The organism is Cellulophaga omnivescoria (genome assembly GCF_027915275.1).
GTDB classification, from domain to species: domain Bacteria; phylum Bacteroidota; class Bacteroidia; order Flavobacteriales; family Flavobacteriaceae; genus Cellulophaga; species Cellulophaga omnivescoria.
The window spans coordinates 2,480,819-2,504,287 of the sequence record NZ_CP115819.1; the positions used below are offsets into that span (position 1 = coordinate 2,480,819).

26 protein-coding genes and 1 other RNA gene are annotated in these 23,469 nt (G+C 29.7%); 26 read left to right on the plus strand and 1 reads right to left on the minus strand.

The window, feature by feature from the left end; all coding sequences use genetic code 11:
- Positions 1 to 11: 11 nt before the first annotated feature.
- From PBN93_RS11090 to PBN93_RS11210, 25 genes are all read left to right on the plus strand, one after another.
- On the plus strand, positions 12 to 641 hold the full coding sequence (locus tag PBN93_RS11090) for a hypothetical protein (protein WP_271080651.1): 630 nt from the start codon (positions 12 to 14) through the stop codon (positions 639 to 641).
- A 173-nt stretch (positions 642 to 814) separates the two neighbouring features.
- Positions 815 to 2,062: a hypothetical protein gene (locus tag PBN93_RS11095; RefSeq protein WP_271080652.1), complete on the plus strand. Its 1,248-nt coding sequence runs from the start codon at positions 815 to 817 to the stop codon at positions 2,060 to 2,062.
- A 34-nt stretch (positions 2,063 to 2,096) separates the two neighbouring features.
- The gene (locus PBN93_RS11100; RefSeq protein ID WP_271080653.1) at positions 2,097 to 2,645 is read left to right on the plus strand and encodes a hypothetical protein; all 549 of its coding nucleotides are present in this window, start codon (positions 2,097 to 2,099) and stop codon (positions 2,643 to 2,645) included.
- Positions 2,646 to 2,861: 216 nt separating this feature from the next.
- Positions 2,862 to 3,479, plus strand: a complete 618-nt coding sequence (locus PBN93_RS11105; protein WP_271080654.1) for a hypothetical protein — start codon at positions 2,862 to 2,864, stop codon at positions 3,477 to 3,479.
- Positions 3,472 to 3,834 (plus strand): hypothetical protein, encoded by a 363-nt coding sequence (locus tag PBN93_RS11110; protein WP_271080655.1) that lies wholly within the window; start codon positions 3,472 to 3,474, stop codon positions 3,832 to 3,834. The genes PBN93_RS11105 and PBN93_RS11110 overlap by 8 nt, the downstream gene beginning before the upstream one ends.
- Positions 3,835 to 3,971: 137 nt before the next feature.
- A complete protein-coding gene (locus PBN93_RS11115) occupies positions 3,972 to 4,424 on the plus strand; it encodes a WapI family immunity protein (protein WP_271080656.1) in 453 nt (150 codons plus the stop codon).
- Between the two features lie 230 nt (positions 4,425 to 4,654).
- Entirely contained in the window at positions 4,655 to 5,431 is a 777-nt protein-coding gene (locus tag PBN93_RS11120; protein WP_077406062.1) for a hypothetical protein, read from the plus strand.
- Between the two features lie 139 nt (positions 5,432 to 5,570).
- Positions 5,571 to 6,269 (plus strand): hypothetical protein, encoded by a 699-nt coding sequence (locus PBN93_RS11125; protein WP_271080657.1) that lies wholly within the window; start codon positions 5,571 to 5,573, stop codon positions 6,267 to 6,269.
- Between the two features lie 250 nt (positions 6,270 to 6,519).
- Complete coding sequence (locus PBN93_RS11130; RefSeq protein WP_271080658.1) at positions 6,520 to 7,335, plus strand: helix-turn-helix domain-containing protein; 816 nt, start codon at positions 6,520 to 6,522, stop codon at positions 7,333 to 7,335.
- Positions 7,336 to 7,422: 87 nt separating this feature from the next.
- Positions 7,423 to 7,662: a VOC family protein gene (locus PBN93_RS11135; RefSeq protein ID WP_271080659.1), complete on the plus strand. Its 240-nt coding sequence runs from the start codon at positions 7,423 to 7,425 to the stop codon at positions 7,660 to 7,662.
- Positions 7,663 to 8,023: 361 nt separating this feature from the next.
- The gene (locus tag PBN93_RS11140) at positions 8,024 to 8,851 is read left to right on the plus strand and encodes a LytTR family DNA-binding domain-containing protein (RefSeq protein WP_271080660.1); all 828 of its coding nucleotides are present in this window, start codon (positions 8,024 to 8,026) and stop codon (positions 8,849 to 8,851) included.
- Positions 8,852 to 8,966: 115 nt separating this feature from the next.
- A complete protein-coding gene (locus PBN93_RS11145; RefSeq protein WP_271080661.1) occupies positions 8,967 to 10,175 on the plus strand; it encodes a hypothetical protein in 1,209 nt (402 codons plus the stop codon).
- Positions 10,176 to 10,348: 173 nt separating this feature from the next.
- On the plus strand, positions 10,349 to 12,079 hold the full coding sequence (locus PBN93_RS11150; RefSeq protein ID WP_271080662.1) for an FAD/NAD(P)-binding protein: 1,731 nt from the start codon (positions 10,349 to 10,351) through the stop codon (positions 12,077 to 12,079).
- A gap of 48 nt (positions 12,080 to 12,127) precedes the next feature.
- Positions 12,128 to 12,742: a hypothetical protein gene (locus tag PBN93_RS11155; RefSeq protein WP_271080663.1), complete on the plus strand. Its 615-nt coding sequence runs from the start codon at positions 12,128 to 12,130 to the stop codon at positions 12,740 to 12,742.
- Between the two features lie 13 nt (positions 12,743 to 12,755).
- Positions 12,756 to 12,971 (plus strand): hypothetical protein, encoded by a 216-nt coding sequence (locus PBN93_RS11160; RefSeq protein WP_271080664.1) that lies wholly within the window; start codon positions 12,756 to 12,758, stop codon positions 12,969 to 12,971.
- A gap of 30 nt (positions 12,972 to 13,001) precedes the next feature.
- Positions 13,002 to 13,826: a hypothetical protein gene (locus tag PBN93_RS11165; protein WP_271080665.1), complete on the plus strand. Its 825-nt coding sequence runs from the start codon at positions 13,002 to 13,004 to the stop codon at positions 13,824 to 13,826.
- A 23-nt stretch (positions 13,827 to 13,849) separates the two neighbouring features.
- Positions 13,850 to 14,698 carry a hypothetical protein gene (locus tag PBN93_RS11170; protein ID WP_271080666.1) on the plus strand — a complete coding sequence of 283 codons (849 nt, stop codon included), beginning with the start codon at positions 13,850 to 13,852 and terminating at the stop codon, positions 14,696 to 14,698.
- A 20-nt stretch (positions 14,699 to 14,718) separates the two neighbouring features.
- Positions 14,719 to 15,411: a hypothetical protein gene (locus PBN93_RS11175; RefSeq protein ID WP_271080667.1), complete on the plus strand. Its 693-nt coding sequence runs from the start codon at positions 14,719 to 14,721 to the stop codon at positions 15,409 to 15,411.
- Between the two features lie 131 nt (positions 15,412 to 15,542).
- Complete coding sequence (locus PBN93_RS11180; protein WP_271080668.1) at positions 15,543 to 16,361, plus strand: SH3 domain-containing protein; 819 nt, start codon at positions 15,543 to 15,545, stop codon at positions 16,359 to 16,361.
- A 154-nt stretch (positions 16,362 to 16,515) separates the two neighbouring features.
- Positions 16,516 to 18,330, plus strand: coding sequence for a hypothetical protein (locus PBN93_RS11185; RefSeq protein ID WP_271080669.1), 1,815 nt, complete (start codon positions 16,516 to 16,518; stop codon positions 18,328 to 18,330).
- 16 nt (positions 18,331 to 18,346) lie between these two features.
- Entirely contained in the window at positions 18,347 to 18,733 is a 387-nt protein-coding gene (locus PBN93_RS11190) for a hypothetical protein (protein WP_271080670.1), read from the plus strand.
- Positions 18,734 to 18,829: 96 nt separating this feature from the next.
- On the plus strand, positions 18,830 to 19,441 hold the full coding sequence (locus PBN93_RS11195) for a hypothetical protein (protein ID WP_077406105.1): 612 nt from the start codon (positions 18,830 to 18,832) through the stop codon (positions 19,439 to 19,441).
- A 27-nt stretch (positions 19,442 to 19,468) separates the two neighbouring features.
- Positions 19,469 to 19,966, plus strand: coding sequence for a hypothetical protein (locus PBN93_RS11200; protein ID WP_271080671.1), 498 nt, complete (start codon positions 19,469 to 19,471; stop codon positions 19,964 to 19,966).
- A gap of 16 nt (positions 19,967 to 19,982) precedes the next feature.
- Positions 19,983 to 20,918, plus strand: a complete 936-nt coding sequence (locus tag PBN93_RS11205) for a toxin-antitoxin system YwqK family antitoxin (RefSeq protein ID WP_271080672.1) — start codon at positions 19,983 to 19,985, stop codon at positions 20,916 to 20,918.
- Positions 20,919 to 20,936: 18 nt separating this feature from the next.
- The gene (locus PBN93_RS11210) at positions 20,937 to 21,584 is read left to right on the plus strand and encodes a M23 family metallopeptidase (protein WP_271080673.1); all 648 of its coding nucleotides are present in this window, start codon (positions 20,937 to 20,939) and stop codon (positions 21,582 to 21,584) included.
- 67 nt (positions 21,585 to 21,651) lie between these two features.
- Here the strand turns inward: PBN93_RS11210 and ssrA are convergent.
- Positions 21,652 to 22,047, minus strand: a transfer-messenger RNA (tmRNA) gene (gene ssrA, locus PBN93_RS11215).
- A 213-nt stretch (positions 22,048 to 22,260) separates the two neighbouring features.
- Between ssrA and PBN93_RS11220 the strand changes: the two genes are divergently transcribed.
- The gene (locus tag PBN93_RS11220) at positions 22,261 to 23,463 is read left to right on the plus strand and encodes an NAD(P)-dependent oxidoreductase (RefSeq protein ID WP_271080674.1); all 1,203 of its coding nucleotides are present in this window, start codon (positions 22,261 to 22,263) and stop codon (positions 23,461 to 23,463) included.
- Positions 23,464 to 23,469: the final 6 nt, after the last annotated feature.

Consider the following 23,469-nt stretch of genomic DNA (forward strand, 5'->3'; position numbering starts at 1 on the left):
TACTAAATATTATGGATGATTGGAACTGGGAAAAATATATAAGACCAATTCTAAACCAATTGACAATTAAAAGAGGTTCAATTAGCCATAGGATTACAAATAAAAATATCAATAAAAAATTTATTGATGATATTGTAATTACCTTTTTTGCTAACCAAATTGATTTTGAAGACCCAATGTATGGAGAAATGGAATCCATTGAACCAGAATTATGGTTTGAGCAAAGACATTATGATAAAATATCTATAAAATCATTTAAAGGGTTAGAATACAAACGATTTGTTTTTAAACCAGGCGAAGTATTTGGTTCATTCTCAAATGAAATTGATATTATGCCTTTAGGTGTAAAATTTGAACAGATTAAAGACGAAAAAATTGGATGTGAATTGGAACTCACTTTTTCAAACAGAGATGGTTCGTTCGAGGGAACATTTGAAGACCATTCAAAAAAAAATATTAAAGTAAAGTCTGAATTGAAAATTGAACCATTAATATATTTTGACTATCACAATTTAGTTAATGACAAGGAAGCTCTTTTTAAAAGCTTGAACTCTGATTTATATGATATCGATACAATAAATGAGTTCAATTGTGGGTGGAAAGACGGAGAAATGAAATCTTATAAAATTGGAGTAAAATAGAACGATACAACAAGGCCTATAATTAATACGGATTTTGGTGCTCAACCCAAAGTTAAGTGCATTTAACCAAGTTCACAAAATCTTTTGATTTGGCTTTTAAACAGAAAAAGATAAAATAAGACACTAATCTTTAACTTGTGTAAACTATGTATCTTAACGAACAATTATAAAAAATGGTAACAAAGAATAAATATTTATTGAGATTTTTAGTACTATTTATTGGACTGATAACCATACCATTCCCGTTTAATCTCATCCCTAATTTAGAGTTTGTTCAAAAATCATTTTTTGGACTTTATCAAAAAATTGTTCCTTGGATAGGAGATAAGATTCTGAACTTGGAAAAACCAATTACCATCATTCAAAATAGCAGCGGAGATAAAACATACGACTACGTATTATTATTAATTCTATCGGTAATAGCCATTTTTGGGACGGTTATTTGGAGCATTCTTGATAGAAAAAATAGGGATTACGAAAAACTAAATTACTGGTTCATAGCATTCACAAGATGCTATTTGGGTTATTTTATGATTTACTACAGCTTTTTTAAAATAATACCGATACAATTCGGGGAAATCGCTTTTTGGAGAATGCTCCAACCATACGGCGAATCTTCACCAATGGGCTTAGCATGGACTTTCTTGGGTTATTCTAAAGGCTACAACTTATTCATAGGACTTTCAGAGTTTATTGGCGGAATTTTACTTTTTCACAGAAAAACGAAACTTCTAGGTGGGCTTATCCTAATTCCAGTAACCGTTAACATTGTAGCCATAAATTTCTTCTATGATGTTCCAGTGAAACTCTTCTCCTCCGAATTACTACTAATGGCGGTTATTGTGGTAGCTCCAGATTTAAAACGTCTTTTCAACCTTATCGTTCAAAACAAGCCCACAAATAGAAGAGATTTAACTACTCCGATTGAATCAAGGAAATTGATTAAAGGTATCAATATCCTTAAATGGACTTTTCTTATTTTTATCCTTTACAAGACTATTGATCATACCACCCAGACGTATAAAACCCGACAGAATAAATCTGAATTATATGGACTTTACGAGGTAAAGCTTTTTACCCAAAATCGAGATACCATTAGGCCATTATTAAATGACGAGAAAAGATGGAGATATATATTTTTCGAATACCCAAATACTATTCAGTTTTCTCGAATGAATAAATCTAGATATGGGTTAAACTCAAAGATAGATACGGTAAAAAATCAAATTAGAATGACAGAATTCAAAGATTCAACCAAGACTTATAATCTTAATTTTAAAAAAACGGATTCTACTTTAAACATATACGGTGTCTTTAGGAAAGACACTATTTATTGTGAAACCAAGCGATTGGATAAAAAAGACTTTCGACTAACCTCCCGAGGGTTTAATTGGATTAACGAATACCCATATAACCGATAAAGTAATTATGTTTAACAAAGAATAAAATCAATATATGACAACTAAAGAAACTTTTTGGGAGCGTAAAAACAAACTAAATGATGATTTTGTAGTACTTGGTTCTGTAGCAAACCCAGCAACAGTAGAGCAAATTACAGCTTACGAAAAAAGTAGTGGTTATGTATTTAGCGAAGATGTAAAAGATTTTTTAATAACATTTGGCACGCTACTTTTTGAGGTGAAAGAAGAGGTGTGGAGAAGACCAAAAGTATACGACGTTATGCCTGCTTGGAAATTTGGGTATGGCTTTTTTGTTTACGGTTTATCTATGGATGAAGATACCCCAGCTTGGATGACTTATGAAGAGAAAAACCAAGAAGCATTAGAGTATAAAGAGAAAACCCTTGGGCAGATGTTTTTTAAGAAAACAGGAAATGGCTATAGAGCTTACGCAAATAATGGGGTTATAACCATAGAACACGACAAATATGACGAAACCGATATTGAAGTATTTGAAGGTAATATATACGATTTTTTAATTGCAGAAATAGATAAGCTAGAAGAAGATTACTTAGAATACATAAATGAGAAGGCTAGTATCTAATTTAAACCATAGCAAATAAGAGAACTAAACTCATAAGCAAATATGTTTATGGGTTTTTTTATGTGTTTATATTAAAATAGAAAGTTGTGTATATACTACAGAAAATGTTTTTATATTGTAGGAAAAATGTAATTATTGCGTTTACACCACCAATATGGCTGAATAAACGCAATTAATTACGGTTATATATAGTTTACCTGCAAGCTAAACAAACATATGAACTTCGATTTAGAAGACAAACTTAACGAATATGTAAAGCGGAATGATTTAGATTCTGCAATACAAATTGCGGAATCGGAATTAAGCAAGATTTCTCAAACGGAATTTCATCAAGTAATTGGAATGAATCTTCTGCATTTGGAATCGGAATTAAGCGAATTTATTTCCAAATTTTATTCAAGTGTAAAACTGAAATACACTTTTAGTTTTACAAAAAAACTCAAAGCCTTTTACTGCGAAATGAACGGGTTTACCATAAATTATGACAGATGGTTTATAGACCTATTTTCATTTAGTGAAATAGGACAAGAAGATTATGAATGGTTAGCGGATTTTGAGCATCATACGAATAAGGACTTGACAATAACTGGATTTGAAAACCTTCAACAAGTTTACGAAGACGTTTATAAAAATCAAAAGCACGACATTCCTGAAATTGAACAAGCTTATGAAGTTGCGGAATTATTAATAATTTTACGTTTGCAAGAACTTTTCAGAGAAACATATAAAAAAGCTAAAGAAAGCGGAAAAAAATGGAGTGATTATCCAATGTTCGTGACTGCACACGATTATGAAATGATTTACCGAACGCAATTTCTAATTGAAAATGAATAAAAAACATAAATCAAAACATTGGACCGAGAAATTTGAAAATATTGTTTTTAAGTATACACCAAAGCTATTTGAAATTTTAGGATGGCTAACAATACTTGGGGTTTTAAGATATATAGGATTTGAAAAAAATATAATTTCTGCGAGTATAATATATGCGATTGGACTTCTTTTATTTAGTCAATACGTTAATGTTTATATCTTTAAAGAGATTATCGGAAATAATAAAAAACGAAAACGCAAAGGAAGATATTATTTAATTGGTTTGATATCTGGTCTTTTCAGCATTTTGGTTATTGGAATCAATAATAACTCATTTAGGATAAAAAAGCCAGCAGGTAACAACGTGTATAATTAATGGCTAGTTCTCGCCTACTTACGAAAATCCTTGCGGATTTTCTATTCGGTTTTTATTTGCTAAATTAGGTGCTTAAACACGCCACTAATCATACACAAACACGTTGTGCGCAAACTGAAAAAACCAATCTGAACTAAATGATATTTAAAGGAATTAATGACCAAACTGTTGAATTTAGGATAACTAACTACCAGTTTCCTGAAATAACGGATTGCGAATATGATTCCAATTGGTTGTTGATTTATCTTAATGTAAAAAGTGATTGCGGAAATTGGCAAACTGTGGACCCATCCCTTTTAGTTGGGGATGTAAAAGAAATAATAGAGTGGTTCAAAAAAATATCTCAAAACGAAACACCTAAGTATAAATGTTTGAATTTTATTGAGCCAAACTTGGAATTTGAACTAATAAAACTTGGAATTGACTTTAAAACTGTTCGTATTAAATTTAACTTAGAATCTAGGCCTAAGAGCGCAGATGACAAAAAGGATTATTTTGTGGACTGCAAAATGAATAACTCGGAACTGTATAAAGTTATTGAAGGTCTAAAAAAAGAATTGCAACCTTATCCAAAAAGAGCGGTTGGTTGAAAAAGCCTACGCACAACAAAACCTATAAACAATTCGGCTTTTAGTGCTCAATCCAAAGTTAAGTGTATTTAACCAAGTTCACAAAATCTTTTGATTTGGCTTTAGAACAGAAAAAGATAAAACAAAATAAATCCCGAAGTATCGGGATGGCTAAATTTTTAATCGGAAATTAAATACTAATTTAATCCCGCACTAACATTAGCCGAGCCGTTAGCGTGCATTTCTAAAAAATGAATAATTATCAATTAAAATATAAGACAGAAACAATTTGGACTAATAACCATATTTTGACTTTGATACAACTATTGATTATTGGACAAATAAATGACATCCAGTCAGATATTAGTAAAAATATTATTAAAGATATCGATACATCAATGGAATGGAATTTAGATAAACTATGCACTAGTATTGATGAAAATTTATTAATAGCCCATTTAGATAAAATACAAAGTAAATTGAACTTAAAATCAAATTACTTTTCGACTAATGAATATGCTCACAAATTATACCCCTTAATAAAACAAAATTTCAGTAAAAAAGAATCCTCAAAATTACTGACAAAATTATCTCGGAATAGTGGAAAAGAAATTTCAAAAGCTATTACTAAAATACTTAACCTATCATTGGGGAAATCAATGTTTGAAACTGTCAATATATCATCTATTAGCGAATTAACTGGCGAATGGAAATCAACAAAAATGGAAGATTTACCTGAATATGGCTTTAATTTTAATATGACAGATTTATCTCCTTCATATAGTGAGATTAGAATTCTAATTAATACTTTAAATCAAATTGATATTATTATTCCTGCAAGAGATTATACCAACCCGAAAATCAATGAATTTAATTTGATTAGTGGAAAATGTGATTTGAATGACGGACATTTAATAATATCAAAAGACGATTGGATTAGAAAAATTCCAATTATAAAATTTGTTTCAGAAAAATTAGAGTTGCATCTTTTTAAGACAAATATTACTTTGAAAAAAACGACACGCTAACAAGGTGTATAAAACATAGCTAATAAGTGCTAAACCGAGAGTTAGTGCAGATTTGGCTCAGTAATAATCCGAAACTTTTGTGTATATTTATACGCTACGTTTTCTACACAAAAACGTTGTTTTTAATTTAACCAAACTAATGAAACATATTTTTTTAATTATAATTCTTCTCACTTTTTTGGCTTGTAATTCTAAAAAGAATAACACAGTTTTTAAAACGGATAAACCCAATGCAGAGAACGTAAGTTTAAAAGTACTAAGCGGTAAAGAAGTTGTTAACGAGTTAGAAAAACTTGGTTTTTTTAATCTTACAAGCGAGTCTGAATTGGAAATGGTTAAAATTGGTTTTGAAAAAGCATATTCCAACTTTAATTTTTTTAGGGGACCAATGCGTGGAGAAACACAAAGTTATATGGACAATCGCTACCATATGGTAGATTGTGAGGAACTTTTTGAAATTGGAGGATTAACAAAATATTTAGATCAGGTTAAACCAACTTTTAAAAAACTAGGACTGGAATTAAATTACGCAAATGAAAAAAGCGAACAAGACCAAAATAGTTGGAAACATACAATTGAATTGAACGGAATTGAATATACAGCGTTTAACGAGCAATTTTCGGACCAAGACTGGAGCATTGCTTATATCAATTTTATAGAAATGTTGAACGCCCAGCTAAGACAACAAAATTTAGACGAGCAATTTTATCCCATAAACTGTGGAAATGATGGAACGTTTGTTTTGCTTACGCCAAAATTGTTGGAGTTTGTACATAATAATTATCCCACAGATAATGAGCACCCAACAACTATGATTAACTGGAAAAACATAAAATAAAGTAACACTATTTAATAGTGTTACTTTTGGTAAGCACAGTAAAATTAATAAATGTTTTGGGTGTAGCATAACACTTGCTATTACACGGTTTATATAATATAGCTTATAAATACTACAGCTAAAGGTTTCTGTTTATTTGCTATCTTTATTACTAATTAAAAGGTGAGTACCGTATTAATCTGCTACTTTTTATTTAGATAAAGGTTATAAATTAGAACCAAATACTATCTTAACAAAAGATAATTTTACTATGAATCATAAAACATTTAAACCACAAGAAAATTTAAAAGAGTGGATTAAATGCTACTGGAATTTAGAAAGTGATTTTGAAAACACTCCTGTAAAAAATACCATTATTCCAGACGGAACAATGAAACTTATTTTTCATTACGGAGATACTTACAAACATCATCCAAATAATAAGGAAAGTATAATTTTACCTAAATGTTTTTTAATAGGGCAATTAACCAAACCTTATGTTGTAGAGCCACTTGGGGTTACGGGTTCATTTGTAGTACGTTTTCAGCCAAACGGTTTTTTTCCCTTTGCTAACATAGATATTAAAGAAATTAAAAACACCGCAGTACCATTAAATAAACTATTTGGACAAGAAGGAGAAGTAATTGGAGAGCAAATTTTAAATGCTACCTGTACTTTAGATAGAATAGCGTTAATAGAAGCATTTTTACTAAAGAGGTTAACTAATAAAAACTATATAGACAGTATTGTAAAATCAACTATAGATACAATTATAGAAGCAAATGGACAATTTTCTGTAAGTGAACTGTCAGAAAAAAATAATATTAATAGAAGACAATTAACTCGTAAATTTTCATCAACAATTGGCTTAAGTCCTAAGCAACTTTCAAAAACTATAAGAATTCAAAATACACTTAAAACATTATTAACGCAAGAAGTTAAAAGCTTAACAGATTTAGCTTATGAGAATGATTATTTTGATCAGGCTCATTTTATAAAAGACTTTAAAGAGTTTACAGGACTTACCCCCAAAGAATTTTATGGTAATGATTTAAAGATGTCTCTAATTTTTGATAGCAAAGATTAGGTCTGTCCCATTTTTACAATTTTACAACTACAACTGTTAGCATATTTGCAATGCAATAACGCAATTAAACTATAAAAGCAAATAAAAATGAAAAACGTAAATCCTGTAAACTGGTTCGACATTAATGTATCAAACTTAAATAATGCAAAAGAGTTTTATGAAACTGTTTTTAATATAAAACTAATTGATTTTCCTAAAGAGTTTGGTAAACAATCTGGTTTTCCTTTTGATCCTAAAGGGATAAATATTACGGGTGCATTAGTAGAAAAAGAAGATTTTATGCCTAGCAGTAGCAATACAGTTATCTATTTTGAATCTGAAGATTGAGTTACAGAAGAAAAATTAGTAGTAAAAGCAGGCGGAAAAATTATAAGACCAAAAATGTCTATAGGGGAATTTGGTTTTGTTTCTATTTTTATGGATAAAGATGGTAATACAATTGGACTTCACTCTAAAAAATAAATTAAACAAAAGTATTATTGTACAATAACGTACATAAAGCAATAATGGTTCGGGCTTTGGCTTGGGCCTTTTTTGCATTTATTTAATTATATTGTTAGCAAAAAGTAATAGGGCTTATGTTGTAACACAGGTATGCCGTTACAATTAGTATTAGTTTAAAAAAACAATTGTTCTAATAGTAACTTAAATTCTAGTATTAAGTACCTAAAACAATGATATTAAAATAATGATTACGTTAAATAAAACAATAGCTTATACCAAGGGTTGGATACATACTTTTACAATAGCACTATTATTAGGTGCCTTTGTATCAATTTTATTAATAACATTAGAACCTTTTGATAGTAATAACGAGTTTTCATACAAATATCTAATTCTTTCTGGTTATGCTTTTTGCCTTATAATTCCAATACTACTTGTTCATCCTATTGAAAATTACTTTTACAAAACTCAAACAAAAAGATGGTTTGTATTAAATGAGTGTTTGTATATTATTGCAACTACTTTTATTGTATTTCTTTTTTCTTTTTTTTACCACTTTTATGTGGTTAGCGGTTTAACTTCATTTACCTCTAAATTAATATGGGGTTTTATAAAATCGTTTGGAGTACCTTTTGCACCTATTGTTGTTCCTTTTTGGATTTACCTACGCTCTAAATATGGCGTAATAGAGGTTCCTTTGCGCACAATAGAAACTACTAAAAGTAAAAAAAGTGTAACTATTATTGGGAACAACAAATCTGAAACCTTAACCATTCTTGAATCGGATTTTATTTTTGCAAAGGCGCAACAAAATTATGTAGATGTATACTACAATACAGAAAATGGAATGCAACAACAAACGTTTAGAAACACACTTTCTAATATAATGAAACAGCTTCCTAAGGCTTGGCAAGTGCACCGTTCTTACTTGGTTAATTTAGATTATTTAGACATCGTAGAAGGCAATGCTAGAAAGCGTTTTATAAGAATTACTACTACTAAGGAGACCATACCTATTTCACAAGTTTACTATAAAGCCTTAAATAATAGGCTTTCAAATTCGTCCCAGTAGCTTCAAAATTAGCCCAAGTAGTTCATTTTTAACCCAAAAGCTTCAGGTTAATCACACTCTTTTTTTTCTGTTGTTTTTATGTTTTCTCTTTGTGGAGAACTTTAAAAACAAACAAATGAAAACTCGTATACTTATTATCACAGCTATTCTAATATTATTTTTAACAAGTTGCTCTTCTAGCAAATATGTTAATTATTTAAAAGAACATACAGAGGTGGTTAAAATGGAAGATTCACTTCAGTTTAATTCACTAGATGAAGATTTTTACAAAAACAAACTCTTTTTAGTTGGTGAGGTACACGAGGTTGAAACATCTCCAAGAATTGATTTTACATTATTTAATCAACTAAATGAAAAAATAAAAATTGATGTTTACTTGGCAGAAATGGACATTGCCCAAGGATATTATTTGCAAGAATATATAAAAGGTTCTAACAAATTAGAACTTAAAAACATACTTAAAAATTGGCCAGTTTACATAGGAAGCATTTCTAAGCAATACAGAAATAAATGGAAAAATATGAGAACTTATTATGCTCAACTCCCAGAGACCTCAAAATTTAAACTAGTAGGAATTGATAGAATTGCGGACTTTAAACTAACTCAAAAATTATTAAAAGAAAAGCTACCTAAAAAATACCATAATGAGATTCCTAACACTAAAGATTCTCTAATTTTTTGGTCTAAAAATAAGTTTAATGCTATTCTAGAAAAAGAGAAAACACAACTAGATAAATACACATATAAATTACTAGAAAATATAGAGTACAACATTTCTAATTATGGTAAAACAAGAAGCAGAGATAAGTTTATGTATTTAAACTTTAAAAGATTACATACGCAAAATGAATGGGGAAATAAGAATATTTATGCCGGATTTGGTTTTTCTCATACACTACAAGCTTATAATTATACTTTTGCAGGACGAATTAAGAAAGACACTACATTACCATACGCACACAAAATGGTTAGCCTAAATACAATGTATGTAGACTCTAAATTAACTGTAGATAGCAGAGCGTTACCAAAGTTTATGCAAGACAAAGGCAAAGCGTTTACAAAATTTAATTATTCACAAGACAGTAGGCTTTTTATGTACATAAAAGGTATTGCAGACTATAAAAAAGTAACCGTACCAAATACAATAAGTTTGCTTAAACTAGATGCAGAGGGATCACCGTACTTAAACTCTACAAGAGGTACTAAAGTTAAAAACCTTATACCTATTTGGGATGCTTATGATATTTTAGATGGTACAGTTACTACAGATTATGCGCAATATATTTTATTTGTTCGAAATGCAGATTGGATTCAGCCAGATTAAGTAGTTAAGCTTCTATTATAATTACAATTGTGTGTTAAATTATACGTATGCCAAATGGTTAGTTATAATATTAAAATTTATTTTTTTGTAACCTAAAGGCCATAAGCTCTGTGCTAAAGTTTAGTATATTGTAAACAGTTTAAAATAATAATGTAACTATACGAACATATAACGTGATTAACAAAAGGTTAGCAATAATTGGTGTAGGGCCTAGAGGACTTTATGCCGCAGAAAATTTTATAACACAATTAAGTTTAGCGCAAGACCAAACTACAGTAGAGCTGCTATTGTTTGAAGAAACAGGCGATTTTGGAAACGGACAGGTATATAGCACAGACCAAGTAAAATCTAACTGGATAAATATAACAGAGCGTATACTTACATTACCTAAAAGAGATGAGGTAGTATACAATGGTATATCTATCCCAAGTTTTTCTTGTTACCACCAATGGGCCAATTTAAATTTTGATAAAATAGGGAGTTCAGAACCAGATACATATCCTCCTAGAGCAAAAATAGGAGAATACCTAAAGCAACGTTTTACATCATTTATTACACCATTGTTATTACATAAAATTGCTTTTTTATACCAACAAAAAGTAACCAACATACAATTAAGTAATAATGCTAAAGTTAGTATAACAACGCTTAGTAAAACATATACTAATGTAGATGAGGTTTTGCTAGCCATAGGTCACCAACCAACATATGTAACACCACAATTGGTTAAATGGCACAGTAACTTTAAAAATAATAGTAATGTAAAGCTTTTTTTAGATCCTTACCCGGTTAAAAATTATATAGATGTAACCAACACAACAAATAAAACTACAGTTGGAGTTAGAGGATTAGGGTTAGCTATGTTAGATGTTATGCGTGGTGTGCTAGCCAAACAAGGTTTTTTTAAAATTATAGATGAGGCCACCAAAAAAAGTGAGTTTATTAGTAGTACAAGACTACAAACTATAATTGTACCTTTTTCTTTAGATGGCTTGCCTCCAGTGCCCAAACCATTAAATAAAAATATTGATGATTTATATAAACCATCTGATGAGCAGATTTATAATTTTGAAAAAGAGATAGGAAATCAAACAGCACAAAGTAATGCTAAAGGAGTAGATTTTTTGGTGTCTGCCATAGTGCCAATTGTTGCACGTATTTATACCTCATTACCACATACTTTAGAAACTAAAAATTATACATTTAAACAGGTAGAAGAAGCCGCATTTAAATGGGTAACTAATCAGAATTACAAGCATAGCCTAATTTTACCTACAGCAACACCAATTGTGGCTTTACTAAATAGTTACATAGGTATGGCCACAGCTAAAAGTGCTGTAAGTTTAGACTTTTGTATTGGACAGGTATGGAGACATTGTCAGCCATCAATATATAAGCAGTTATCTTATAACAATTGCAGCAATACTGTTTTTGAAAAAATTATAAAGTTAGATGAAGAAATTAAAAGATATTCTTATGGTCCACCGGTAGAGAGCATACAACAAATGTTGGCGTTGGTTAAAGCTGGTATTTTAAATTTAGATTTTGTAAAAAATCCAAAAATTGAATTATCTATTAATGGATGGGTTTTAAGTACAGGCAATAAGAGTATAGAACTTAATGTAATGATAAATTCAGTTTTAGATGCACCAAAAATTACAGCAGTAAAATCTGACTTAGTTAAAAGTTTGCTTCATAACGAGTCTATAAAAATAGTAAGCGATAATCTTGGGGTACAAACAACTAAAGATGGGTATCTTATAGAAAAAGACACAAAAAATAAATTACCAATAGCCTTACTTGGTAGGTTAGCCAAGGGAACTGTTATAGGCGTAGATGCTATATTAGAATGCTTTGGAGATAGACCTACAGAATGGGCAAAAGCAGCTGTTAAAGGAAAATAAATATTACAAAAAGCAGTTTTAAATTGTAGTAATAACCAAATCTAACTTATGAACTATAATGATTTTAAAAGTAGTGCTAAAAAATTTTCTAATGAAGTGCTTTTTGATAGCTTATTACATAGAGACCTTTGTAACGATGAGCATAGAGCTTATACAGAAGAAATACATATAAGAGGATTAGAGGCGCAATTAGCCGAAGCTATAGAAGCTAATAATGCTAGAAAAAATAGTATTATGGACTCTGTAAAAGACTTGCCACAACAAGACTTACTTAATATAATTGTTTTTAATATAGATAAGTTTACAGAAGAGCAATTAACAGTTTTTAAAAACGAAGCAGTTGCAAGAGGTTTACAAAATGAGTTAACAGATGCTTTAAATAAAAAAGCAAAAAGTGATAAGGAATTTAGAGACACTGTAATAAATAACGCTGATAATATTGGACAAATGATGAATAATTTTACAGAGCATTTGTTTACAATTTCACCAGAGTTAAAAAAGAGTGTAGAAAAAGTAGAAAAGAAGTCTAAAGCCAACAGAATTGTTGGTGTAGTTTTATTACTTATGGGCTTATTATTACTATACAAAACAGGAGGTAGTATAGTTTCTTTTGGGATAATTGGATTAGGTATTTTTTTATTTGTTAGAGGAGTTTTAAGATGATGAAAACACAAATATGGAGTATATAATTGTAGTAATTTTGGGAATCCTTTTTGCTGCATTTTTATATTGGGCTTACTTACCAGATTATAAAATGAACCCTAAAGAATTTTGGAAAACTTTAATTGGTATGCCAATAGGATTGTTTTTAGGTTTTATAGGATTTGGAGCTTTAAATGAAGTAATACGTAAATGGGCTGTAGAGAGAAAAAAGAGCAATAAAAACGATTAAAAAAATATAGTTAAAGCACACCAGTACCTTATGAAACTGCCAAATAATATTACAGAAATATCTTTAAACAAGGAAGTACAAGTAGGTGTGTACCCGCCAAATGGTTTTTTACATTTTTATGAAGCTAGCTTGGGCAACGGAGATTACTTTGGATTGTATTGGGAGTTTGGTAAAGAGGATAAAGAACCTATTGTTTGCGAAATGATTCATGATGAAGGTATTATTAGACCTAGTTTTTCATCTTTAGATAAATTTTTAGAATGGTATAAACTAAACGATTTTGATTATGGTGATGAAGAAATTGAAGATGAAAATTTTGTATACAATTATTTAGGAAAAGGAAACCAATGCTTAAAAGATAATAATGTAAATAAAGCTATTGAGTTTTATAAAAAGAGTACAAAAAGTTTTGGAGAACTAAGCGAAAACTGGTTTAAATTAGCATCACAATATAAAAGAATTGGCAATGAGTTAGATTTTCAGAAGTGTATAATAAACGCGGTAATTTCTAATTGGGCTATAGAGTTTCCTTCTCAAAATGTGTTAAGATTGCTAAAAAACTGTACACCAGTAAAAGAGCTAGAGAATCACCCATTATTTAAAAATAGAGAAAATTTAGATCTTAACTTTGGAGGCCAGAAAGAAAATAAAAATTACGAAATAATTAAAGATGTTTTTACAGAACTCTATGAAATAGGGGATACTAACAAAGCTATGTTGTTAGAGCAGAATTATGCATTAATGATGTACTGGGAAACATCTTCTTTTCAAGAAAGAAACAATTTTAATATAAACGATTGGAGAAGCAGGTTTGCTCAAAAAACAAAATCAAGAATAACGCTAGATAAGTTATAAATAAACAATAATCCTTTATAAAAATGAAAAAAATCCTACTTACAGCACTTACAATAGTTTTAGTTTCTTGTGCAGACAAAAAAACGAAAACAGAAGATATTAAAGCCACAGAAGTTACTTCTAATAAAGCAGAAGAGACTAATAAAAAAGAAGAACCATCTAAACCATTAAACAAGGACATAAGCTTAGGAAGCTATACCGGAAAAATAAACAACAATTTAGATGTAGCCTTTAACTTAGATAATAAGGAAGGCTATATAAATGGGTTTTATTATTACAAAAAAATAGGTGTAGATATAAAAGTAGTAGGTACAGTTGTAACAGATAGTTTACTTGCATACGAGCTAAATTATAAAAATGATACACTGGCTATTTTAAAAGGAAAAATTGAAGATTCTGGTATAAAAGGGGTTTGGGTAAATGCAGAAAACAAAAAAGAGTATCCTTTAGTTTTAACACAATCAGCCAAAAAAGTTACAGCGTTACCAGAAGATTTAATAGGGGAGTATTATAATGATATGTGTAATTTAACTTTATTATTTACAAAATCTAAAGGCGAGTACTACTACAGCTATAAATCTAAAGAACGAAATTTAAAAGGAAAGCTTAATTTTTACAGAGAAGATGGTTTATACATAAACCTATCAGAGATTGAATACGCTGAAGATTATTTTGATGTAAGCTTAGCAGAGGAAGATCCAGAAAAAGAAAAGGAATATGCAAAGCTTAAAAAAATAGGCAAGCGTACAGTTGGTGTAGAGGGCCAATATAGTCCAGAGGAAATAACAATTCAGAATTACGGTAATGCCATGAATTATTATGTGAAGTTAAATGATTGCGGAGAAAAATACATTCATTTTAAAAAGAAGTAGTAAAACAACAAACACAAATAATGAAAAAGCTGTTAGTTACATTACTGCTAATTCTGCCGTTAAGTTGTGCTTTTGTTAAACAGCAAGACCAAGCTAAAGGTGCAAGAGAATGGAATAGGTTTGAACTTACAGGTATAGTTAAAACTTTAAAACAAAAAATATATAAGGTTAATTTTAGTAGTAACGTAATTAAAGAAGATGAACTTAACTTGTTAAACACCCTAATTGTTAGTTTTGATAGTATAGGAAGGTATACTAAATATATTACTTTAAACGCAGAAAATAACAGAACTAGCAGTAAAACAACTAAGTATGCAAAAGGTAAAAATTATGAATCTTTTTATTATAGTAAATACAATGTTTTACGCAACAAAAGTAAAATAACGTATGTGTCTGATTCTTTAATTTTAGAAGAATCTTTTGCTCCTAATAACGAGTTATTATTTTCTATTAGAGTTGAAAAGCAAAATGATAGGTTTTCTAAAGTAACTCTTGTAAACGGAGATAAAATAGATACTCATTTTTATTATTATACAGATGATAAATTTATTGATAACAAAGTAGCCATAAATAAAAATAAGGATACTATATCTAGTATAAAATACAAATATTTAGCATTTGATAAAAATGGTAATTGGACCAAAAGGTTGTCTAAAAATTCTTTTAATAAAAGCGATATAGGTAAACTAGAGGTTAGGGAAATAAACTATTAAAAATAACTAATAGGAGCATTTTAAATATACAACACACGCTTACGAATATTAATTGCTATTTTGGTAATTGCTTTGCTATTGTTAGTATTGGTATTCATTAAAAAATATATTTAAAAAATTACATTTCTCTAATGATTAAAAAAAGCATTCTTTTATTCTGTTTCATTTTTTGTTATCACATATCAGCTCAGAATATTAAATTCCCAGATTATGGGCATATTAGAACAGGAGTAATTAACGATGCTGATGGATACGTAAATGTTAGACAGGGTAAAAATTCATCTAGTAAAATAATTGCAAGAATAAACAAAAACGATGAATTTAAATTTGCTTTGCCTGAAGCAGAAAATGAGAAATGGACTTTAGTGAAAACGACTTTAAACGAAGTTGGTTATGTCTATTTCAATAGAATTTATGAATTAAGAAAAGACAACTGCGCAGACCAAGTTGAATTAATAGACCAAACGTGGGAACATACAAGAGGAGGCTTTGGTTCTAGAACAATAGATTCTATACCTCCAAACCTAAAAGAAATCAGCTTAAATATAAGCCAAAAAAACAGAGCTAAAATTAATAAGCAATTATCTTGTGCGCTAGAAAATATAGATTTATTTGAGAATAATAACACAGAAAAAACATTAAAATTTACTCAGAAGACATATAAAACTTCACAAAATGCAAACGTGGTAGTAACTGAGTATTATGACTCTTATTCTGAAAATTTAGGTACAGTAATTTCTATAATAGAGAATGGAGAAATGGAGAGTTATGCATACTATGGATATTTATCATCAATAACTATATATGCCCTAAAAAAAGTAGATGGGTATTATAGGTTATATGGTAACCTAGAAGGCAGTCCTGGCGATTGTTATGGTGGTAATTTTACGCTAGAGCTTATTAATAAATCTTGGGTATATAAATTTGAGTATTATGAGTTTAATGGATAAAATAGAACTTTGTAGGTAATAATCTAATTAAAACAAAATGATAAAAAAAAGCATTCTTTTATTGTGTTTCATTTTTTGTGTTAGTTGCAAGAGTGCTACATATAATCTTCCGTCGTATAAAGAAATAGTTACTACTTTTTTTACAAGTTATGATTTGCGCGCGAATCAAAGAACAAGTGATATTAGGTTTATTAAAAAAAAACAAGGTTACTACATACAAGAGTATAACTATAATACGGAAGATTATGAAAAGCCAGAGTTATATTGGAATGCGTCTACTAATGCATATCAAAAAATTAGTTTTCCCAGCAATACAAATGTTAACACAGATTTAGCAAACTATCACTTAAACTATTATTACAATGAAATGTTTAATGTGTTACCTTATTATGGCTACGTGGGTTGGACTAAAGATGTGATAACATTTTTAGAACAAAAAACAGACCTTACAGATATAGAACACTATGCGCTAGGCAGAGCATACAGTATAAGATCTGGCCATTTGTTAAACAATAGTTACGAGTTTGCAAACCCTAAAGAACAATTTAATTTTTTAGAAAGTGGGGAAAACCAATTTACGGCAAACCAACTTAAAACATATAAAGATTACGTAGAAAAAGCGATAAAAAACTACACTATTTTATGTAATAAAAATCCAGAATTTGTAACGGTAGTAGGTAATATTTGTCAAAAATTATCTAATGAATACGTTAGTGCTTATTTAGCACTAAGTATTTACCAAAATGAAGAGGAAGCTGCCGCTTTTTTACCAAATAATCTATATACAGATTTTATTATAGACTATGCCAAAAACTATCTAAATTCTGTAGAACCTAATGGTATTTTATTTACCACTGGTGATAACGATACTTTTCCGTTTTTATATATCCAAGCAAGTTTAAAATACCGTCAAGATATTACTATAGTTAACACCAGTTTACTAAACCAAAATAGCTATGTAAATTTTTTAAGAAGAGAACATAAAGCAAAATCTAACTTGGTTAAATTTACACTTACACCACAAGCGTACAGCAATAATAACTTAGAATACATAATTTTAGATGATGGTAAAGACAAACAAAACAATGCCGAGTATTTAAATCTAAAACAAGCCTTACGTTTAATAAATGTAAAAGATACATCTATATTTTACAGGCCACAAAAACAATATGCTAACTTAAATAACAAAAAAATTGCTATTACATTTAAGCAAGATACTTTAAAGCTAAATTACAAAGACAATTACATTATTAAAGGAGATTTACTTGCTTTAGATATTATTGAGTCTAACATAACAACAAGACCAATTTACTGTACCTTTAATGAAGTTCCTATAGTGTCTAGTTATTTAGAAAAAACAGGTTTTGTTTCCCAAATAACTCCTAATCCACAAAATCCTATAGATGATAGGTATTTAGCTGGTATAAATGCAGAAAAAACTTACGCTATTTTAGTACACGAATTTCAGTTTCATGAAGGGAATAAAAATAGTTTAGAGACTAGGTTATCTACCTTAACCAATTACACATCATCATACCAATTATTAGCCAAACACTACCAAGAGGTTGGTGATACAAAAAAATGTGAAAATGTGCTTACATCTTTTACCAAGTTTTATCCTAAACATCTTTATGCAGAGATAGGAATTTTTACTTTAGATATGCTAAAAACTGCTTATGCTAACAAGGATGTTAAAAATGGAAATATAATGTTAGAAGCGTTATTACAAAATTTAGAATCTATAAAAGAAAGTAATCAAGATAATGATGATCTAACAAAAGTACAACTACTAAAAAAAATAATTTTTGGAACTGAATTAAGTAACAAATTAGACAGAGACAAACTTAACCGTTATTTATTTTACATTTCTAATTTGTCTAAAATAGAAGAAGTAAACTCAATTGCAGAGTCTCGTTTACATCACTTAAAACAATATTTTACAGAAAAGTTATATAATTTAGAGGAGTAACATTTTGGGTTAATAAATGAATATTTCTGATGCAACATTTATAAAAAAAATAAAAACCTACGCAGGTTTTTTATTGGCTGTACCTTATGGTATACTGCTAAGGGTATTAAGTGCAGACTTAGATATATTTAACCAGGGAATAATTTTTTTATTAATACTACCGGCTATTATTGGTTTAATACCTGTTTATTATGCATCTACAGGTGTTTTTGCTTCTAAACTTAAACTGTTTTTTTATCCTTTTTTTACAGTCTTTTTAATTTTGCTTATTAGTACTGTAAGTAATTTACAAGAATTTTATTTTTTAGCACTTTTTGGCTGGCCATTTTTTACACTCTCTGGTATACTAGGTATATTAGTAGGTGGTATTGTTAAAGAGCAAAACAAAAAAGATGTAAAGTAATTATAATAAATATACAACCTACCCTTACGAATATTTATTGCAATACAAATTGTTGTGTAATAGTGTGTATTATTGTTTTAATAACAAACAATATTTATGAAGTATAGCGCGCTAGGTCTTATAGTTTTCTGTTTAATTTCTTGTGGTAATACAGCTAAAAAAAAGATTGAAAAAAAACAGGAAAAAGAGAACGTATATAATTTAAACTTAAATGACACTTTGCTTATTGGTAAGGATTTTACCATTTCCTCACTAAAAATAGACTCATTAACATATTCTGATTTTAAAAATCAACATAAAGTAGCTTTTACAGAAACTAAAAACGGAAGTTTAAGCTGTGGTAACTCTAGCCCAATGTGGAGCTCTGGGACTAGCTTAAAAAATAACGCACTTGGTATAGAGCTAAACTTTAATAAAAGTTGGGTAGAAAATACGCCAGAGCCAAAAGAGCAAGTATTAACCCTAATAACTTTAGACAATGCAAAAGCAAAGTTTTATAACGGACTTATATTGGGTAAATCTAGCATTACAGAAGTAAAACAAAAATTTGGTAAACCGGCATATGAGAACAACTATGTGGTACAATATAACTCTAATAAAGTAAGCATTAGCCTTATTTATAATGAGCCCGGTATTGTATACTATATCTCGTTTTCTAGGATAAATCAAATACCAATACCTCAAGACAGTTTAGCACTAAATGAATAAGATAAATTTTTTAGCAATTTATAAAATATGAAACAGGTACTAATTGTATGCTTATTATTAAGTTCTTCCTTTTGTTTTTCTCAAGCAAATAAGTTGCAAAAGAATTTTATTCCGGCTAAGGTAGATAGCGTTAAGCTTTCTATTTGGTATATACAGACTAAAGAAACTTCAAACCCAGGTGCAAAAGTTAAGGAGTATAAAAAAGAATTGGGTAGTACTGTATTAGATAAAAAAGACCAAGACACATATATAAGAAAGCTGCAAAGTCCAGAATCGTACAAACAGTCTAGAGCGTTGTTGCATCATTACAATATTGTATTTTTAATATACAATAAAGGTAAAGCAGCTACAGAAGTACATATTTCTTCAATAACCGGAAATATTAATCTAAAAAATGTACAAAATCATAACAACTATAAAAGTAGTGTTTCTAAACAATTGGGTAAGTATATAATTGGCTTGCTTAAAAAGTATAAGCTACTAAAATTAGTAGATGAGGTAAATTTAAAAGGACTATCAATTTAATTTTTAAAAAATAAGAATGAAAAATATAAAAATAGGAGTTCTAAAAAGTGCTGTAATAACATTGGTATGCTTATTTTATTTTCAAAATACCTACAGTCAATCAAAAATTTATTTTGATAAAGATTGGAAAACAACAACCAAAAATAAAGCACAGTTTTACAGAGTTGTTACCAAAAAGAACGATTCTCTTTTTCACGTAAAAGACTTTTATATAAATGGTGTATTACAAATGAATGGTCATTTTTCTAACCTAGAACAAGAAGTTATGGAAGGTAAAATTACATTTTATGATAAAAAAGGTACAAAAACAAATACTGCCAACTATGTAAACGGAGTATTAAATGGTGTAGCTACCACCTATTTAAAAAACGGAAAAATAGCGTATACTAGTGAATACAAAAATGGTAAAATATACAATGGTATTTATAAGGCTGCAACAGTTAAATATTTATATAAAAATGGTGTAACCGCTAAAAGAATTGAGTTTTTAGCTCCAAATGACCATTACCCTTTAGCAACTACAGTATATGGTAAAGAAAAAGATAGTGTGTATTGGTACACTAGCAAAGGCAAAAAAATAGGATTTGGTATCTATAAAGGCACTGACCCCATAAATGGATTAGATATTAAAAGCAGTTGGTTAAAAGTTACACATACCTATTATAAAAACAGTAAAAAGGACGGAGTACAAAGTGTATACTATGAAGGTAAATTAATTGCAGAAAATACATTTGCTAATGATGAACTGCTGCTAAAAAAGAGTTTAAATCCCCTTACAGGTAAATTTGTAACGTGCAAATACAAAAATAATAAACCTTACCAAGGGCATTATTTTGTGTACCATGTTACGCAAGATTATTATGATGAATATGTTTATGATTCCGGTAAAATTGGCTCATACAAAAAGTACAAAAGCATAAATGGAGTAATAAAATCTAAGGCTGTAAAATAACATTTAAACCTTTTTAATATGATAAATTCTCAACCTCTAAAATATACACTACTATTACTACTCTGCGCTGCTTGTACGTTTTCTAAAGGTCAAAAAAAACAAGAACAGAACAAACAAAAGCAAGAGCAAGTAAAAGAGCAGGTTGTACCTATAGTAGGCAAAGAGCAAGAGGTTAAAAAAATATTTAAAAGTAAAACCGACTATATAGCAACTAATTTTAACTTCCCTGTTGGCAAACCAAATGCAAAAGGCTATTACAATGCGCAAGTATTTGGAGAAAATAACCATTTAGGAGACGACTGGAATGCTGTTACCGGAGGAAACTCAGACCTAGGAGATTCTATTTACACCATAGCAAATGGATATGTAAACTTTGCAGAAGATATTGGCGGAGGCTGGGGAAAAGTAATAAGAATATGGCACCAAAAACCAAATGGTAAAATAGTAGAATCCTTATACGCACACTGTAATACAATTTTAGTTACCAAGGGCCAGTATGTTAAAATTGGGCAAAAAATAGCAACAATAGGCAATGCAGATGGCCAATATTTAGCGCATTTACATTTAGAAATTAGAGCAGATATAAATTTACCTGTAGGTTCAGGTTACGCCATAAACAAAAAAGGGTACATAGACCCGACCAAGTTTATAAAAGAAAACAGATAGCAAATTTTAAACATAAAAAAACCTGCTCATTAAAAGGCAGGTTTTTAATTTAACAACTTAGTTGTTCTTGTGGAGCCGGAGGGATTCGAACCCTCGTCCAAACAAGTAACCAAAGAGCTTTCTACACGCTTAGTCTTTTCTTGTTTTTTCGATTATAAGCTGGTTAAAGACAACCTACTTATAACTTATCTTCTTTAGTTTCAAAAAGGTAACAAAGCACTACCTAATCTATATTGACATTTACGATGCCTCAAAATAGAACGCCGTCAATCAAGGCTTTCCGGAGACATAAAGCTTGTACACCTTGTGTACCTAGGCCAATCTTACTATAATTCAGATTATGCAGCTAAAGCGTAGTTATTCTCGCCGTTTAAAAAGTTGGTATAGCCTTTAACGTGTTTCAATGCCATTACACGACGTGCTTACTGTTCAATTAATCTCGCTGTCAAAACCAGTCGGCCCCAATATCTCAGTAATTATTATGGCGTTTTAACGGGCTATTCGCTATATTTTTTTAAGTTTTATAGCTATAAAACTCAAAAAAGATGTCGCTGCTATCCCTAACGCGGTCGGCAAAGGTAATTCAAAAAGTATTCCAAAAAAAGTTTTGTTTGTCATCTTGTCATATGTTACATTTACAACTATGCTTAAATTTTAAGTTATAAAACAATTTTCTATGAAATTCGGAATCATTAAAGAACGTAAAAACCCGCCAGACCGTCGTGTGGTATTATCTCCAGAAGCTTGCAATAAAGTAATAAAAACCTTCAAACAAGCTCAAGTAATAGTAGAACCATCAGACATTAGGGTTTACAATGATTTTGAATACACCGAGCAAAATATTACAGTAGCCAACCAAATGCAAAATTGTGATGTGCTTATAGGTGTTAAAGAAGTACCTATAGATGCATTAATACCAAATAAAAAATATTTTTTCTTTTCGCACACCATAAAAAAACAGCCCTATAACAGAGCGCTACTAAAAGCCATTTTAGAAAAAAATATAGAGTTTTACGACCATGAAGTTATTGTAAGTCAAAAAAACACTCGCCTAGTAGCCTTTGGCAAGTATGCAGGTATAGTAGGTGCATACAATGGTTTTAGAGCTTATGGTTTAAAATATGGTACGTATAATTTACCTAAAGCAGAAACCCTTAAGGACCAAGACGCGTTAATAGCGCAATTAAAAAAAATAATATTGCCAAATATTAAAATTGTGCTAACAGGTAAAGGTCGTGTTGGTAATGGGGCCAAAGAAATGTTAGACGGTATGGGCTTAGAGCAAGTAGGCTTAAAAGACTATTTAAATAAAAAATTTACAATGCCCGTTTATTGCCAAATAGACGTTTTAGATTACAACAAACGTAAAGATGGCGAGCGCAGTAACAAACAAGAGTTTTTTATAAATCCATCAGAATATAAATCTAACTTTTTTAGGTTTGCAAAAGTGTCAGATATTTATATTGCGGGTCATTTTTATGGAGACGGAGCACCGTACTTATTTACAAAGGAAGATGCAAAACAGTCAGATTTTAAAATAAAAGTATTAGCAGATATTAGTTGTGATATTAATGGTCCTGTGGCTACAACCATTAAAGCATCTACAATTGCAGATCCTGTGTATGGTTATGATCCAGAAACAGGTAAAGAAACAGATTATAAAAATCCTAATGCCATAGCAGTAATGGCTGTAGATAATTTACCATGTGAGTTACCAAGAGATGCAAGCGTAGGCTTTGGTAAGTCTTTTATAAAACACGTAATCCCCGCCTTTTTTAATGATGATAAAGACGGAGTGTTAGAACGTGCTAGAATGACAAAAGATGGCAAGTTAACCGATAGGTTTTCATATTTACAAGACTATGTAGATGGCAAATAGTATTTT